Origin of the sequence: Solwaraspora sp. WMMB762 (genome assembly GCF_049179115.1) — a bacterium.
Classification (GTDB): domain Bacteria; phylum Actinomycetota; class Actinomycetes; order Mycobacteriales; family Micromonosporaceae; genus Micromonospora_E.
In genome coordinates this window covers 1,143,040-1,157,542 of the sequence record NZ_JBMHMD010000001.1, presented here as the reverse complement: position 1 = coordinate 1,157,542, position 14,503 = coordinate 1,143,040, and the positions used below count along the sequence as shown (strand labels likewise).

General features: G+C 67.3%; 16 protein-coding genes and 3 pseudogenes. 10 read left to right on the top strand and 9 right to left on the bottom strand.

From position 1 onward, the window contains the following. The first annotated feature begins 6 nt into the window (after positions 1–6). Genes ACN27J_RS05500 through ACN27J_RS05490 form a run of 3 tightly spaced genes read left to right on the top strand, consistent with a single transcriptional unit; the run spans position 7 to position 1,948 of the window. Positions 7–927, top strand: coding sequence for a radical SAM protein (locus tag ACN27J_RS05500; protein WP_421364188.1), 921 nt, complete (start codon positions 7–9; stop codon positions 925–927). Beyond that, on the top strand, positions 927–1,484 hold the full coding sequence (locus ACN27J_RS05495; RefSeq protein WP_421364186.1) for a hypothetical protein: 558 nt from the start codon (positions 927–929) through the stop codon (positions 1,482–1,484). The genes ACN27J_RS05500 and ACN27J_RS05495 overlap by 1 nt, the downstream gene beginning before the upstream one ends. Beyond that, complete coding sequence (locus ACN27J_RS05490) at positions 1,481–1,948, top strand: NUDIX domain-containing protein (protein WP_421364185.1); 468 nt, start codon at positions 1,481–1,483, stop codon at positions 1,946–1,948. The genes ACN27J_RS05495 and ACN27J_RS05490 overlap by 4 nt, the downstream gene beginning before the upstream one ends. 112 nt (positions 1,949–2,060) lie before the next feature. On the opposite strand, the gene ACN27J_RS05485 is transcribed toward ACN27J_RS05490, so the two are convergent. Then, positions 2,061–3,512 carry a PepSY-associated TM helix domain-containing protein gene (locus tag ACN27J_RS05485; RefSeq protein ID WP_421364183.1) on the bottom strand — a complete coding sequence of 484 codons (1,452 nt, stop codon included), beginning with the start codon at positions 3,510–3,512 and terminating at the stop codon, positions 2,061–2,063. 158 nt (positions 3,513–3,670) lie between these two features. Between ACN27J_RS05485 and ACN27J_RS05480 the strand changes: the two genes are divergently transcribed. Beyond that, on the top strand, positions 3,671–4,177 hold the full coding sequence (locus ACN27J_RS05480; RefSeq protein WP_421364181.1) for a DUF5134 domain-containing protein: 507 nt from the start codon (positions 3,671–3,673) through the stop codon (positions 4,175–4,177). A gap of 115 nt (positions 4,178–4,292) precedes the next feature. Here ACN27J_RS05480 and ACN27J_RS05475 read toward each other — a convergent pair whose 3' ends face one another. The 6 genes and pseudogenes from ACN27J_RS05475 to ACN27J_RS05450 all read right to left on the bottom strand — a co-directional run bounded on the left by ACN27J_RS05475 (position 4,293) and on the right by ACN27J_RS05450 (position 6,753). Continuing rightward, complete coding sequence (locus ACN27J_RS05475) at positions 4,293–4,472, bottom strand: DUF397 domain-containing protein (protein WP_421372119.1); 180 nt, start codon at positions 4,470–4,472, stop codon at positions 4,293–4,295. After that, positions 4,469–4,615: a Scr1 family TA system antitoxin-like transcriptional regulator gene (locus ACN27J_RS05470; RefSeq protein WP_421372118.1), complete on the bottom strand. Its 147-nt coding sequence runs from the start codon at positions 4,613–4,615 to the stop codon at positions 4,469–4,471. Before ACN27J_RS05470 ends, ACN27J_RS05475 begins: the two co-directional genes overlap by 4 nt. Positions 4,616–4,646: 31 nt before the next feature. Further along, positions 4,647–5,057: pseudogene (locus tag ACN27J_RS05465) on the bottom strand (DUF5753 domain-containing protein); the annotation flags it as partial. A gap of 27 nt (positions 5,058–5,084) precedes the next feature. Continuing rightward, positions 5,085–5,873 (bottom strand): annotated as a pseudogene (locus ACN27J_RS05460) (ISAs1 family transposase); the annotation flags it as partial. A gap of 100 nt (positions 5,874–5,973) precedes the next feature. Continuing rightward, positions 5,974–6,273, bottom strand: a pseudogene (locus ACN27J_RS05455) (transposase family protein); the annotation flags it as partial. 96 nt (positions 6,274–6,369) lie between these two features. Beyond that, positions 6,370–6,753: a Scr1 family TA system antitoxin-like transcriptional regulator gene (locus tag ACN27J_RS05450; protein WP_421364179.1), complete on the bottom strand. Its 384-nt coding sequence runs from the start codon at positions 6,751–6,753 to the stop codon at positions 6,370–6,372. A gap of 353 nt (positions 6,754–7,106) precedes the next feature. Between ACN27J_RS05450 and ACN27J_RS05445 the strand changes: the two genes are divergently transcribed. The 6 genes from ACN27J_RS05445 to ACN27J_RS05420 all read left to right on the top strand — a co-directional run bounded on the left by ACN27J_RS05445 (position 7,107) and on the right by ACN27J_RS05420 (position 12,396). Next, positions 7,107–7,451: a hypothetical protein gene (locus ACN27J_RS05445; RefSeq protein ID WP_421364178.1), complete on the top strand. Its 345-nt coding sequence runs from the start codon at positions 7,107–7,109 to the stop codon at positions 7,449–7,451. Then, on the top strand, positions 7,444–7,794 hold the full coding sequence (locus ACN27J_RS05440) for a hypothetical protein (RefSeq protein WP_421364176.1): 351 nt from the start codon (positions 7,444–7,446) through the stop codon (positions 7,792–7,794). Before ACN27J_RS05445 ends, ACN27J_RS05440 begins: the two co-directional genes overlap by 8 nt. A 45-nt stretch (positions 7,795–7,839) precedes the next feature. Further along, complete coding sequence (locus tag ACN27J_RS05435) at positions 7,840–8,997, top strand: hypothetical protein (RefSeq protein WP_421364174.1); 1,158 nt, start codon at positions 7,840–7,842, stop codon at positions 8,995–8,997. A 134-nt stretch (positions 8,998–9,131) separates the two neighbouring features. Then, complete coding sequence (locus tag ACN27J_RS05430) at positions 9,132–10,307, top strand: DUF262 domain-containing protein (protein ID WP_421364173.1); 1,176 nt, start codon at positions 9,132–9,134, stop codon at positions 10,305–10,307. Continuing rightward, positions 10,304–11,452 (top strand): AAA family ATPase, encoded by a 1,149-nt coding sequence (locus ACN27J_RS05425; protein WP_421364171.1) that lies wholly within the window; start codon positions 10,304–10,306, stop codon positions 11,450–11,452. The genes ACN27J_RS05430 and ACN27J_RS05425 overlap by 4 nt, the downstream gene beginning before the upstream one ends. Positions 11,453–11,472: 20 nt before the next feature. Further along, a complete protein-coding gene (locus ACN27J_RS05420; RefSeq protein ID WP_421364169.1) occupies positions 11,473–12,396 on the top strand; it encodes a hypothetical protein in 924 nt (307 codons plus the stop codon). 109 nt (positions 12,397–12,505) lie between these two features. On the opposite strand, the gene ACN27J_RS05415 is transcribed toward ACN27J_RS05420, so the two are convergent. Further along, entirely contained in the window at positions 12,506–12,898 is a 393-nt protein-coding gene (locus ACN27J_RS05415; protein ID WP_421364167.1) for a hypothetical protein, read from the bottom strand. Between the two features lie 64 nt (positions 12,899–12,962). Continuing rightward, positions 12,963–14,342, bottom strand: coding sequence for a helix-turn-helix domain-containing protein (locus ACN27J_RS05410; RefSeq protein ID WP_421364166.1), 1,380 nt, complete (start codon positions 14,340–14,342; stop codon positions 12,963–12,965). Positions 14,343–14,503: the final 161 nt, after the last annotated feature.

The following is a 14,503-nucleotide window of genomic DNA, read 5'->3' as shown; positions in this document are numbered from 1 at the left end:
GTCCCGATGCCTGTACTCGCCAATGGAAAGATCCGGCTCATCGTCACCGGCAAGTGCAATCTCGACTGCTTCTACTGCCACAACGAGGGTCAGGCCAAGGAGGAGACGTTCCTGCGGCTGGCGAGTGTCGAGGCGGTGGGCGCGGCGCTCGGCGCGGTCGGCACCCGGGCCGAGGAGTTGACGATCAGCGGCGGTGAGCCCTTCCTGCACCCTCAGCTGGTGGAGATCGTCGCCGCCGCGGCCAGGTTCAGCGACCACGTCTCGTTGGTGTCCAACGGGGTGCTCGCCCGACCCGAGCAACTGGCGGTGCTCGCCGCACAGGGGCTGCGCAAACTGCGGATCGGGGTGGACTCGTTGGACGACACCAAGCCGCGACCGTCGCCGGGGCGGCTGGCGGGGCGGTTCGTCCTGGCTGACGTGGTGCGTGCGGCGAGTGCGGCCAACCTGGCGGTCGACCTGAACGTGGTGGTGACCCGGTTCAACCGGGACATGCTCGGCGAGCTGGCGCGGTTCGCGGTGGTCAACGGGTTGTCCATCAAGTTCTTCGAGCATGTCGAGGTTGCCGCGTACGGTGCGTCCGGGCGGGTCGGCGGCATGGTCGCCCGGCCGCACGTGTCGATGGACAGCGCGCTGCGCAGGATCGTCGAAGGTGTCGGTGCTCCCGTGACTTTCGAGCCCACCGCGGACTTCGGCGAGTCGAACCTCGCCTGCCGGGTGGACGGCGTGGAGATCCGCTACTGCAGGTACCTATGTGGATTCGACCTCTGCTGGGTCACCGGCACCCGGATCGATCCGCAGGGCTACGTCTATAACTGTATGGTCAACCGTGGCCTCGACCGGTTGCGTGACCTGACGCCAGCCGGGATCGTTGACAGTCTGTCCAGGGCAACAGCCCGACCATGCCGGGCCCGGACGCGGGTTGACTGATGATTGTCGCTGTCGAAGGGCTGGACGGGGCCGGCAAGACTGTTGTCGGTGAAGCACTGGCCGACCGGCTCGATGCCATATACATGACACTGCCACCAGCTGAGTTGGCGCTGCGGGACAGCACGATCTTCGGGCGACACGACTCATTGGCCAGATACCTGCACTACCTGAGTGGGGTGGCGTCCATCGCGGAGGCGGCCCGAGCGGGTGGCCCGGTCGTGGCGGACCGGTTCGTGGCCTCCGCCCACGCGTTGCACCTGCACGTGCCCGGACCGGTCGCGCAGTCGCTGCGGCGGCTCGCCTGGCCGAGCGCGGACATCACCTTCTTCCTCGACGTTGACGAGACCGAACGGCGTGCCCGGCTGTTGCGCAGACCACGACCGCTGGATCCATTCGAGCGGGCTCTCAACGACGATGACGGGTTCCGGGCCGCCGTGTCGGGGCACCTGCGGTCGTACGCCGGCACTCATGTCGTTGACACGACAGGCCGGCGGCCCGAGGCGATCGTCAGCGAATTGGTGGGTATCTGGAACTCGAAGATCGGTGGTGCTGGGTGAGCTGGTGGCGACGCAATCAGGAGTTCTACTGTGGTGTGCAGTGCGTCGTGCTGCGGCGCGGCGCCGGGCGCGTCCAGGAGGTGCTGCTGGGCCTGCGGGTGCGGACGACGGGTGCGGGTCAGTGGTCGTTGCCGGGTGGGCACGTCGAACGCAACGAGTCGCCGATCGAGACCGCACGGCGTGAACTCCATGAAGAGGCCGGCCTGGTCGGCCTTGACGCGCGGGTCGGTCCCGCCTTCTTCACCTACGGCACGCGGGTGCCGTACGCCCATGTCCCGGTGTTGTTCGAGCGCGTCGAAGGGAAGCCCCGGCTGATGCCGAAGGAGCGTTTCGCGCAGCTCGACTACTTCCCACTCGCCGCGCTTCCCGACAAGGTGTTCGAGCCGTCCGCGCTCGCGCTGCAGGAGATCGGCAGGATGCCGGCCGTGTGGGACGAAGCGCAGACCATCGGCGCGTCCTGGTAGCCGAGGGCATCGCAGGGCAGGTAGGCAGGCTGCGGTGCGGGCACCCGGCACGTGTCCATCCCGGGTCGACCGGTGCCACTGCGGTCGACCCGAGATGGGGAGATGGTGCCGGTCAGACCGTACCGAAGAAGGACCTGAGTGCCGGGATTCTGCGGATGAGGAACTGGTCCAGCGCCAGGACGACAAGCAGGGAGAGACCGAACAAGGGCAGGAAGACGCCGAGTACGACCATCGAGGCGAGCAGTACCCAGTTGCCCCAGACCGGGAGTTTCGCCCGCGGTGCGGCGAGGCCGGCGGCCGTGGCCCGGCGGGTCCACCACATCATCGGCCCGGTGACGCACATGAAGATCACGGCGAGGCAGAAAAGCGTGGACATGATCGTGTTGAAGGTGCCGAGGCGGCGTCCTTCGTGCAGGGCGATGCCCTGCGAGACCACCTTCGCCATCGCGCTGTAGTCGTCGTAGCCGTACTCGCCCACGACGTCGCCGCTGTACTGGTCGACGTGGATCGTTGTCTCCTGGGTCACGTCGGATTCGGCGGGGTTGCCGACGTCGTACCACTGGCTGCTCATCACGCTGAACACCCCGGTCTCGCCCTCCGGGTACAGGACGAGGTGCGGCCCGGGGGCACCCAGCGCCTGGGCCGCGCCGACCGCCCGGTCGATCGAGATCGGGGTGCCGCTGCCGGTGCTGCTGCCCTGCGGGGCGTTGCCGGAGGCCCAACCGGCGGGAGCCGACTGACCGTCGGCGTCCTCGATCTGCTGCCGGATGGTGGACTCGGCACCGGGGTCCGCGCCCCACAGCCCAGAGCCGGAGTTGACGGCGATCTGCTGGGCCTGAGCACCCCATACACCGGTCCAGGGCAGCCCGGAGACGACCAGCAGCAGGATGCCTAGGCCGACGGGGAGCCCGACGAGGGCGTGGTAGCTGCGGAGCCGAGCACCACGCTTGCCCTTCGCCTCTGCGCCACTGCGCGCACGGCGGCCGAGGAAGAAGATGATGAACCCGGTGATCGTCAGCACAATGGCCCAGGATGCACCGAGTTCGACGATGCGGTCGCCGAATCCGCCGTCGCCGATGAGCAGGTCGCCGTGGATGCGTTCGGCCCAGGTGGAGATGAGCTGGTCCTGACTCAGCTCGCCGGTGACCGTGGCGGTGTAGGGATCGACGTAGATGTTGGTGCTGCCGCCGTCCTCCAGCCCGGTAACGAACAGGGTCGCCCGGTCACCGGTGCCGTCCTGCACGGACAGGATGGGACGGTCCGGGAACTCCGCGTGTACGGCCGCTTCCTGGGCGGACAGGTCGGCCCGTTGCGCGCCGTCGGCCACCGGCACCTGCAGCACCCCGGGGTGGGCGAGGGAGTCCACTTCTGCCCGGAACATGTAGGTCATGCCGCTGACGGCGAGGCAGAAGAGTACGGGTATGACGAGGACCGACCCGTAGAAGTGCCAGCGCCAGAACGCGGCGAACCAGTTGGTCTTGCGCGGCCGGGCCAGGGACGACGGCGCCTCCTCGGAGGGCGGTGTCTCCCCGGGAGACGGTGTCTCGGCTTCTGCGGTGGTCATCGCGGCGGGCCCTTCCCTGATCGTCACGTTGTTCGTCGGCGGAGCCTGTGGTACTAGCTAGAGTCGTGCTGGAGGCCCCGTGGGTTCCCGTGTTGACGATCGTCTTCCTGCTGACCGGGCTTGTCTGCGTCGGTGACCTCGTCATCCGTCGTCGTGGCGTGCCGCGCGACCAGGCGTTCTCCGACGCAGAGCTGATCGACGTCAATCACTGCGGGATGAGTGCCGCGATGATCCTGATGGTCTGGCTGATGGTGGACGGCCCGCTCGCCTGGGCGCAGGTCGCGATCTTCGGCATCCTGGCGCTCGCGTTGCTGCCCGGGTACGGGCGGGCGCGTGGCAGGTCGGAGCGCGTCGACGTGCTGGGCCACGTCACGCAGAACCTGGCGATGATCTGGATGCTCGCCGCGATGCCGACCCTGATGTCGGAGTTGGGGATCGGCGGTGGCTCGGGGCACGTGCACGGGGTAGCCGCTGCCGGGGCGACGCCCACGCCGACTCCGGCGTGGGCGGACCTGACGAACGTCGTCTTCGTGGTCCTGAGCGCGGCCGGGGCGCTGTGGTGGCTGTATCGTGCCGCGACGACGTCCCACCATCGGCTGCATCTGCTGAGCTACGGCGTCATGAGCGCCGGCATGGCGATGATGCTGCTGCTGATGAACGTGTGAGATCGGCCGGCGGTACGCGTCAGCCCCCTGCTCGGCCCTGCTTGCGGGCCGGACAGGGGGCTACGGTGCGCGCCGGTGGCCGGGCCGGTCAGTTGCCGGCCGGCCGGCCGGTGGTTCAGCGGTTGACGGTGATCTCGGCGAGGAACGACCGCCAGGCAGCCGGGGCGAAGGCGAGGGTGCCGCCGTCGCGGTCCTTGGTGTCCCGGACGTACACCCGGCCGGGCAGGTTCTCGGCCACCTCTACACAGCCGCTCGTGTCGCTGTGCGTGCTCTTGTGCCAACGTGCAGCGGTTATGTCCACTTCTCCGCCATCCTCATGATTACGTCGCGGCTCTGATTCCCGGGCAGAGCGTACTCTCGGACTGCCTCCCAGGTCCGTTCGAGGTCTGCCGTGTCTTCGGAGCCTTCGACTACGCGGCCTTTGAGGTGGCCTTCCAGGAGGACTTCCCGAAACTATTACCGGGCTTTCTCAACGTAATCCGTAAACGCGAAAGATCTCCAACTTCATTACCGTACGTAATGTGGCAGGAAAGTGTTCCAACGATCTGCGGAACCCGGAGGACTTCCCAATAGGCTTCGAGCCGATTGGGAAGTCCTCCAGGTAGCCGACTGATCTGCCGTCGACCGTCGCGAGCGTGAATGGGCCGTCGAGTCCGAGATAGGCACCCGCGCTCGTCGGGACGATGTGCACCCGGATGCTGGGTGACTCGCTTGCGGCGAGGATCGCGAGCAGTTGTTCCCGCATGACCTCCGGCCCGCCGATCTCTCGATGGAGCATCCACTCGTCCATCACTGCGACGAGCTGGCAGGGGTCGGGCTTGCGGTGCAGAATCTCCTGCCGGGTGAGTCGCGTGCCGAGCGCGGCTTCCAGGTCTTCCTCCCTTGCGCCGTCACGGCCGTTTCAAGATCATCTGGTGAGGTCGAGGATGGTGAATGGCCTGGTCATGTTGCGGGCGGCCCATCTGGTGGCTTCCGTGACGTCGGTTCGGCCGGCCAGGCGTAGGGCGTTGATCGCGAGGTTACGTAGCGAGGCCAGGATCCGGGGCCCGGACCGGGTACGCGTGGTCGACCGGTCCTCCCGGTAGCAGGTGTCTCTGATCCAGTGCAACGATTCGATGGCCCAGTGACTGCGGTTGTAGGCGGCCAGTTCGGCGGGGCCGGCCTGGTCGGGAGTGTGGCTGGCGACGCCGAGCTGCGCGGCGGCGGACTGTTTCCCGGTGGCGGTGTGCGTGACGTAGCGTTCGATCAGCCAGACCTGGTTGACGTGCGGGAACGGCAGATCGGGCGGGGCGGGCAGGACACGGATCGTGCGGCGGGTCCGGCGGCCGTGTCCGATGTCGACGCTTTCCAGGTCGGGCGGGGTGTCGGCCCAGGGCAGTGTGTTGAGGGCGTCGAACAGGGTCCGGCGGTTCTCCTTGACCGGGAACATGAACTGGCCGCCACGGTGGTGGATCAGTTCGGCGGTCGCCCTGGCGGTGTGCAACGCGTCCGCGGTGACGGTCATGCCTGGCAGGTCGAGGGTCTGCAGCAGGGCGCGGGCGGTGGCCGGTTCCGTGGTCTTGGCGCCGTCGGTCGGCGCCTGGGCGAGCACGACGCCCACCGTTCCCGGTCGCGGGTCCCCGGCGAGAGCGGACAGCAGGTGCAACTGGTTCCCGTCGTCGTCGACGGCGCCGCCGACGGTCTTGCCGTCCAGGCGTAACTGGGTCGGCGCGCCGGCTCTGACGTGGGCGTGTCGTTGTCCATTCGGCGATGACGGCGTCGAGCACGTCGGCGTCGGCGTCGGTGCAGACCCGCCAGATCGTCGACCGGGACGGCCGTCCGGCCGGGCGGGCCGCGACCCGTTCGTAGAGGCTGTCCACGATCTCGCACGGCACGTCGGCGACCCAGCCCGCGATCGCCGTGTAGCCGGTCGCTCCGGCCACGGTCGCGGCCGCCACCAGCGTCAGGACGACCGCGACCGGATGGTCGCGCCCCTGTGCCGACCGGCCGTCGGACACCGCGATCAACAGCTCCAGCAGGTCGTGACACGACGACGCGACGTCACCGACGACCGGCGTGGACACCGGATCGACGGTAGGGGTGACAGAATGCGGCATGACGAAGCTCCGGGTGGACAAGATCCTTGAGAAGACCTCGTCCTAACGGAGCTTCGTCCCTACTCGACACGCCGACACACCAACCGTCACCCACGGTCACAATGATCTTGAAACGGCCATGCTTGCGCCGTAGGCGGTGATGATGGTTTTCGCGTACGCCTCGGTTTGCAGTAGACCGGGGACTGCGAGTGGTTGGAAGACACGGAGCAAGCTGGCCTGCTGCTCGTGTTCGATGAACGGCCGTAACCAGATCGGCGCGTGTTCGCCGATGACGAACTCGCGGTAGAACTTCATGAACGCGGTGCCGAACACCTTGTCGACCATGCCCAGGTAGTTGGGCAGGGCAGGGCGTTCGCCGCGCTCGATGGAGCCGACGTGCTTCGCCGAAAAGTGGACGCGCTCACCCCACGACTCCTGGGTGAGGCCCATCGACTCGCGCACCCGCCGTAGCTCCGATATCAGATACTCGCTGCCGCTCACAAGCCCTCGCATCCCTCGGGTTCCCTCGTGTACACGCGGCGGAGGCATCGCCGAAAAGCGTCCCCGTTGCGTGCGGTCGCCATTCATCTTCCTTCACGGGTGCTAAGGCGTCCAGCATGGATTCCGGTCCTGTGGATAACTGCGAGATCAGGTTGAGTAATTGATCTTCAAGCGTCTATCAGATGGACTCTTGCCGTTGCAAGGCTTTCGTGTCCCTCAGTTTCCCTCGGGGTGTTCGAGGTCTGCGGTATGGGACTCCCGGCGTGCACAGGGTTGCCGGTCGGGTTCCGCCAACCGTGGTTTCGAGTCCAGGGTGGATGTCACGACTGATCGGCTATCCAAGGAGGATCTTGGTGGTGCAGAGGAATGACGGGATCGGCGGGACGCCCCGGCTGACCGCCGCCTGCGCGGTCGCGCCCACCCCGGCCAGTGCGCTCGACGCCGCGCTCGACCCGGGCGACACCGTGGTGGTGCAGGCGGTGCACCAGGCGCGGCTCGACATCGCCGAACACCTGCCGTCGGCGCGGCTCGGGGAATGCCGCACCTGTGACGTCGCCGCGCCGTGCCAGCCGTTCCTGCGGTCGCTGGTCATCCTCGACCGCTGGGACCCGGGCAAGGCCCGGCGGGTGCGGGCGGTGCTGCAGCTGTCCGGGCTGATGCCGGACGGCTACCCGCACGGAAAGGACGACGATGTCTGACGAGCCGCTGCGGGTCGGTGAAACGCTGCACCTGGGCAAGGCCGACTGGGTGTTCGGTGACCGTTCGATGCGGGTGCGGGTGTCCGACATCCGTTACGGCCACGATAACGACGAGTCGCCGGTGATCGGCATCCTCGCCACGATCGTCGGCGGTGGACGCGACGGCCGGATGGTGGCGATCGCGATCTACAAACGTTCGCTGACCGACCCCGGCGTGCGGCAAGCCCCGCGTGCCGTCAACGGCACCGACCCGTACCCGTGCTGGAAGCCGGCTGCGGTCGGCGCGGCGCTGACATCGTCGCGCCGGCCGTGTCTACCCGGCCGACCAGCAAGTATAACTTAAAGTGATGTAAACATTGCTCCTCGTTTCTGGCTTGAAGGGCTGCTTGTGCCAACTGAATCGTGGTGGACCGCTGACGACGTCGCCAACGTGGAGAAAGACCTGGCCCGGCACCCCAAGGCCGGGCTGTGGAGCTACACCAGCCCTGCGGAGCTGGCCCACTGGGTCTTCGCCGATCCGGCGTTGCCCGCCGCCGGGGAACTGGCGGCACCGAGCGTGGCTCCACTCGACGCTGATCTTGACGAGTCGGCGCGCGCCTCGTGGGCACTCGCCGGCTGGTATATCCGGATGACCGTGCCGAAGCCGGTCGAGACCGACGGCAAGTTGTGGTTCCTGAACCAGCGGCGGGTACGGGGCCGGTCGCTGCTGCGGGTGACCCTCGGCCGGCTGGAGACACTGTGGCTCTACGAGGACGGCGACGGGATCAACTTCCACCTGGACACGGCTGCCCTCGATGCGGCCTTCGACGCCGGAGCCATCGACGAGGACGCCTGGGTCGCCCGGGTCGCCGAGCGCGAGGATGACCCGTACGACACCCTGCGTGGCGAGAAGGTCGGCTGCGTGTGCGACACCGTCGACGACGCGCTGTGGGCGCTGCGGCAGCCGCAGGTCCTCGCCGCGGCGCGGCTGGTCAACGTCAAGTGCCTGGCCGTCGGCGGCTTTTCGTTCCAGCGGCTCTACCGGCCGGAGCGGCTGGCCCGGGCCTGGTCCGCCGGGCAGGTGCACTTCGATTCCCTGATGCCGCAGCCGGTGCCAGGGGCGCCGTTTGACCGTCCGTATCGGTCTCCGGTGGTGGACCCGGCGGCGCTGACCGACACTCGGGCCTTCGACAAGAAGGCGTACGTGGCCGGGTGCGACGAGCACGACCGGCTCAGCCGCTGGCTGATCGACACGCTGGCGGCCACCGGTGTTCTGGTGGGCACCGGGCTGGCCGGGGTGCCGGTGGACCTGGCCTGGCAGGACGCTGACGGCCGGCAGTACATCGCGGAGGTCAAGAGCCTCGTCGGTGCCAGCCCGGAGGATCAGTTGCGGCTCGGTCTCGGGCAGGTGCTCGAGTACCGGCATCTGCTGGCCCTGCTCGGCCGGGCGGTCACCCCGATCCTGCTGACCTCGGCCCCGGTCGACGTGGTGTGGCGCGACATCTGCCGGGACAACGGCGTGACTCTGCTCGTCGACGGCGACCGATTCCCAAGACGGTCCCAGTAGAGCTCGGTGGGGCTCGGTCGACTCCGGGTTGGGAACTGGAAGTTCGGGCAGTCGGCTAGGCTCACGGCGGTGGCCCCAGCGCGCGTGACGCTTGGCTGTACTGCTGTGAATCGAGGTGCGCGATCATTTCATCCGTGACCGACGATGTCGTCGAGGAGCTTGACTCCCTCGGCCTGCGCACAGGCGTCGAGATCGAGGAGGATCCCGACGCCCGCGAGGGCGTGTCAGGCGAAAGCATCCGTACCCCGTTCGATCCGGAAAAGATCGACGTGGTGACTCGTAACACCACCGTAGACCTGCTGCTGTCCAGGGTGCGGAGCGGGCGGATCGACCTGCAGCCTGACTTTCAGCGGCGCGCGGGCATCTGGAAAGCCAGCAACAAGAGCCGACTCATCGAGTCGTTGCTGCTGAGGATCCCACTGCCGACATTTTACGCAGCCGAAGGTGACGACGAAGTGTGGGCGATGGTCGACGGGATCCAGCGGTTGACCAGCATCGTGGAGTTCATCGAGCCGAAGTCGATCGGGGCGCAGCCGCTACGGCTGCGTGACCTGGAATATCTTGGTACCGAATACAACGACGCCGTGTTCGCGGATCTCCCCGGTCGGCTGCAGACCCGGCTGCGAGAGACCGAGCTGATCGTGCACCTCATCCGGCGTGGCACGCCGGATGAGGTCAAGTTCAACATCTTCGCCCGCATCAACACTGGTGGACTTCCGCTCTCCCGCCAGGAGCTGCGACACGCCCTGATACCTGGGCAGGCCCGCGACATCCTCCGTGACTGGGCCGGGTCCGAAGTGTTCCGGCAGGCGACCGGCAACAGTGTCCGTAGCGAGCGGATGGCCGACCGTGAGATGGTCCTGCGGTTCATCGCGTTTCAGCTCACCGATCCGTACAGGTACGGCGAGGAGGATTTCGACGCCTTCCTGCGTAGCTCAATGAAGCGTTTGAGTGCCCTGTCGCGTACGGAGACGGAAGTGCTCAGGGCCAGGTTTGAGCGGTCGATGGTGGCGGCGGCCGAGATCTTCGGGGTCCACGCCTTCCGAAAACGTAACCGCGCAGGTGGCGAGTGGAAGCACCCGATCAACAAGGCGCTGTTCGAATCTGTGGCGGGGAACCTCGCCGCCGTATCGGATGAGGAACTGCAGCTTCTGGTGCAACGTCGCAAGGTCGTGGGTGAGAACTTCGTCGAGCTTATGGGTGATGTTGAGTTCCAGTTGTCGATCAGTCAGGGAACTGGTGACCCCGGACAGGTCCGCCGACGGTTCGTAGCGATCCAAAACCTCTTTAGTGGAGTCTGCGCCTCGTGATCGATAGTATGCGGCTGCGAAACTTCAAAGCTTTCCGAGAGCTCGAGCTCCGGCTCGGGCCGCTCACATTACTGACTGGGGTCAATGCTGCTGGTAAGAGCACCATCATCCAGAGCCTCGCCCTGGTGCGGCAGAGCTACGACGAAGGCGTGCTCGACGCTGGTGGTGGGTTCCTGCTCAACGGCGATTTGGTGGAGTTGGGTGTCGGGCAAGACGTGCTACACGAGGACTACACGGATGGGCGAGGCGACGCGCCGATTCCGATCGAAATCGGCTGCACCGTCGGCTCCCGTGACCTCTGGTGGCAGGCCGAGTACGAAACCAGTCGGGATCGCGAGGCGGACCTGCTGCGATTCGCTGCGGGCCAGCCCTTGCCGGACAGCGCACAGGACGGGGCTGGCGGGCTCCTAGGGAGCGGGTTCCAGTTCCTGAAGGCGGACCGTATCGTTCCCGCCGTGCACTACCCGAAGTCCTATCAGGCGGTTATTCGTAGAGGTTCGCTGGGCGCGCGAGGTGAGCACACCGTCAACTTCCTCAGGGCACGACGTGATGATCCGGTGGCTGCCTTGCCGGTGCGGCATCCCAAGGCGAAGTCGACTGGTCTGCTGGACCAAGTCGAGGCCTGGCTGCAGACGGTGTGCCCTGGAGTCAACCTGATGGCGGAGGACGTGCGCGGCACAGATTTCGTCAAGCTGAGCTACGGATTCGGCGGAACCGCCGGGATCGGATCGTCGAACATCCGGTACCGGCCGACGAACGTCGGGTTTGGACTCACCTACGCCCTACCGATCATCGTCGCCTGCATCTCCGCCGGTCCCAGCAGTCTGATCATGCTGGAGAATCCGGAAGCTCATCTGCACCCTCGGGGTCAGACCGCGATGGCGCGACTGGCCGCGCTGGCCGTCGCGGCGGGTGCCCAGGTCCTCATCGAGAGCCACAGCGACCATATCCTCAACGGGATCAGGCTGGCGGTCAAGGAGTCGGTCGTCAGCCCGGACAGTGTGGCGCTGCACTACTTCGATCGAGACGATCATGGCAAGATCGAGACGAGTTCGCCACAGATTGATGTGGACGGTATGCTCTCGCGGTGGCCCATCGGCTTCTTTGACGAATGGGACAGAGCACTCGATCGCCTGCTTGACTGACCCTGATCTCGGAGTCCACAGTGCCGCTGCTGTTGGTCCTGAACGAGCTTTCGTACCGTGAGGTCAAAGCGCGCTACGATGATCTCTCTGACGCGTTGCACAAACTGGTATCGGTGCTGCGACAGGCCCGCCGGCACCGCACCGACGTCGCCCTGGTCACCGAGCGGCAGTTCATCGATCTTCCGATGTCGGATGACTTCTCGCTGCGCAAGTGGGCTGCGGATGGACGCAACGCCGATGCGCTGCGGTACATCAGAAGCATGCGCAACCGGGCACCGTTCCGGGCGGTGGTGACCACAAGCGCTGATTCAGAGGCGGAGTATTTCCACGCCGGTGTTCCGGCAGACGGCCTCGGCGTTGCCCATCTGATGGGCGGACTGGCGCTCAGCCTGCCGCTGGAGGCGAAGTGGGACCACGGCGTGTTGCCACTCGTGCAGCGGACCCTTCGCGAGACGGCTGCCGGTGATGTGGTCCTCGCCGACGGCGAGGCGTCCGTGCGCCATGCCTTCTCGGTAGGCCACGTCGATGGTCATCGGGCGTGGATGTGCACTTCCGCCCTGACCCGCCTGATCAGCCCGGGCGATCTGTGGGACGCCCGGGAGGACGTGTTTCCGCATCTACGTTTCCTCGCCCGCGTCGCTGATGACCTGCATAAGCTCCCCGCCACAGCGCTCGACGCGGTGAAGGTCCGGCTGGCGGAGCTGGAGTCGGCTGCGGCTGAATGGAGCGCTGCGGGCGGCCCCTTACCGAGCTGGCGCAGCAAGGTGACACCGGACAGCGACAGTCGTAAACCTTTGTGCTGGTTCACCGACGACGAGGACGGCGAGCGCCGCCTGTTTGACCTGCATGCGCGGTTCACGCCCGGCCCGGGACGGCTGCACCTTCGGCTCGACAGTAGCCGTAGAGCTCTCGTGATTGCTTATATCGGACGCAAGCTGGTGTAGCTGGCGCTGATCCACCTCCTCGCGGTGGTTGATCTACTGCGCGTCATCGAACCGACACGCCGGTGGCGGGTTTGCTGGGGCGTATCGGATCATGTGTGGGCTGACTGCCTCAGCTGCGCTCGGCGCACTCGTCGATCACACGCTGGACCTCGGTCATCCAGATCGCCTCATTGCTGCCGGAGCGCTTGAAGGGTGCCCGCCGTGCCATGGCGAAGAAGCCGCCGGACGGCATCGACGGCCGACCGTCGAAGCCCTGCTGCACGACCAGCGCGGAGATCAGCCCACGGCCTTCGGCGTGCTCGCGGCGTGACGCGTGCTCAAGGATGTGCGGCAGGGGCCCCTGGTGGTAGGGCACCAGAAGATTGTCAACGGCGAGCCGCTCGCTGAGCTGGCGATAGGTGATCAGCGCATCCTCGAAGCGCCTCGCCTGCCGGGCAAGATCCCGAAGTGCGTCGATGCTGAGGTCGACAGCGTGGTCGAAGTCTGGGTCACCAACACGCATCCGTCCATCGTGCCGTCGTGCCGGCAGTGTGCCATCGGCGGATCGGTCGGCCTGCCGCGTCGGATCAGGCGTCCACGCCGACGCGGGCGGCGAAGGTGCGCAGGTCCGGAAGAGACCGGTGGCGGTCGCTCGACAGTAGGTCTACGGTCAACCGCTGAGCCCACGGCCGGTAGCGGACCTCCTGCGGCGCGGTCTGCTCGGCGGCGAGCAACGCCCGGTACGCCTCGGCGTTCGCGCCTCGGCCGTGCAACGCCAGCGCGGTGTCCTGCCAGTAGCGGGCCCGACGCTCCACGGTGCCCAACTGCTGTGGGGTGATGGCGCGGGCGCATTCGACCGCCGCGCCGAAGTCACCCAGCGCTCGGCAGACTCCGATCCGGTACAACGCGACATCGACGCTGCCGAAGGCGGGCTTCAGATCCGCTCGCCGGGTGGCCTCGTCCGCCTCGGCGAGCAGATCCAGCGCGGTGTTCCGCTGGTCGCCGAGTGCGGCTGTGTAGGCAGCGGTGGCGAGCAGCCGCCCGTACGCGGTGACGTCATCGCGCCGCCGTAGGCCGGTCGTGGTGTCGAGCGTCGTCGCGCCGGCGAGCACGACCTCCTGCGCGGTGCTGTGGTGCCGGGTCCGGCGGAGCACGATCGCGGTGATCCGGGCATGTTCGGCCTGCAGCAGCGGGTCCCCGCAGGCCCGCGCCGTCTGACCGGCCCGGTCCATGATCGACCAGGACATGCCGTCCTCGTGAAGTTTGATCAACACCTGTGCGGTGAGGTGGTATGCCCGGGTCGCCAGGGCGGTGGCGGCACACCGTTGGTCGTCGGAGGCGTTCGCGGTGGCCGTCGCCGCGCCGGTGACCAGCTGCGGTAGGCGGGGGGCGAGTCGGGCGTACCGACATGCTTGAAGGTCCGCTGACGCGGCGGCCAGCGTGGCGCGTAGCTCGACCGAACCGACAGGTGGGGTGGTGCTCGGATCCGCACCGAGGAGCAGGCTAGACAGCCCGGCGGCCAGCTGCGGTGGGTGGGCAGTGGCGTGGCCGGCTGAGCCCGGGCCGGTGGGGATGGCCGCACCGGCGAGCCCCGCCAGACCGCCCAGTACCGCGCGCCGTCGGATCACGTCCTCTCCCGTCTCAGGCCAGGATCGGCTACCGCGAAGCCTAACGATCGAAGTGGACTCGTGGTGGCTGGCCGATGTGCCAGAGTTGGTCAAGCCGAACAGCTCCGGTGGAATGTCGAACACGTCGGCGAGCCGTCGTAGGGCGGACACGTCGGTCAGACGCTGGCGGCCGCGTTCTATCCGCGAAAGGCTCGCCGCAGAGTAGCCGCAGCGTCGTCCGGCCTCCGCGAGGGTCAGCCGGGCAGCAGTGCGGGCCAGCCGGATCAGGTTGCCGTAGTCGCCAGCTGCCGCCGCCCGACGCGTCTCGGGAAGGCCGGCCCACCGGCGGTCGCCGCTCATCGCAGTCTCCCACCCATGATCACGCTCGGTATTGCCTCCACTGTGCAACGGGCGTGCCAGCGCGTGCAAAGCGCTTGCGTATCCGGTAACGGGGCGTGTCGGCGCTACCTGGTCCTGCTGTCCTGGAAGGGGCAGCGGTGATGACGCCGGACGGTGGGTGA

Excerpts from the sequence above, each read along its gene's own strand:
- ACN27J_RS05500 (WP_421364188.1), top strand. The coding sequence starts at position 7 with ATGCCTGTACTCGCCAATGGAAAGATCCGGCTCATCGTCACCGGCAAG.
- ACN27J_RS05415 (WP_421364167.1), bottom strand. The coding sequence starts at position 12,898 with ATGCGTGTTGGTGACCCAGACTTCGACCACGCTGTCGACCTCAGCATC.
- ACN27J_RS05410 (WP_421364166.1), bottom strand. The coding sequence starts at position 14,342 with ATGAGCGGCGACCGCCGGTGGGCCGGCCTTCCCGAGACGCGTCGGGCG.
- ACN27J_RS05440 (WP_421364176.1), top strand. The coding sequence starts at position 7,444 with ATGTCTGACGAGCCGCTGCGGGTCGGTGAAACGCTGCACCTGGGCAAG.
- ACN27J_RS05485 (WP_421364183.1), bottom strand. The coding sequence starts at position 3,512 with ATGACCACCGCAGAAGCCGAGACACCGTCTCCCGGGGAGACACCGCCC.
- ACN27J_RS05495 (WP_421364186.1), top strand. The coding sequence starts at position 927 with ATGATTGTCGCTGTCGAAGGGCTGGACGGGGCCGGCAAGACTGTTGTC.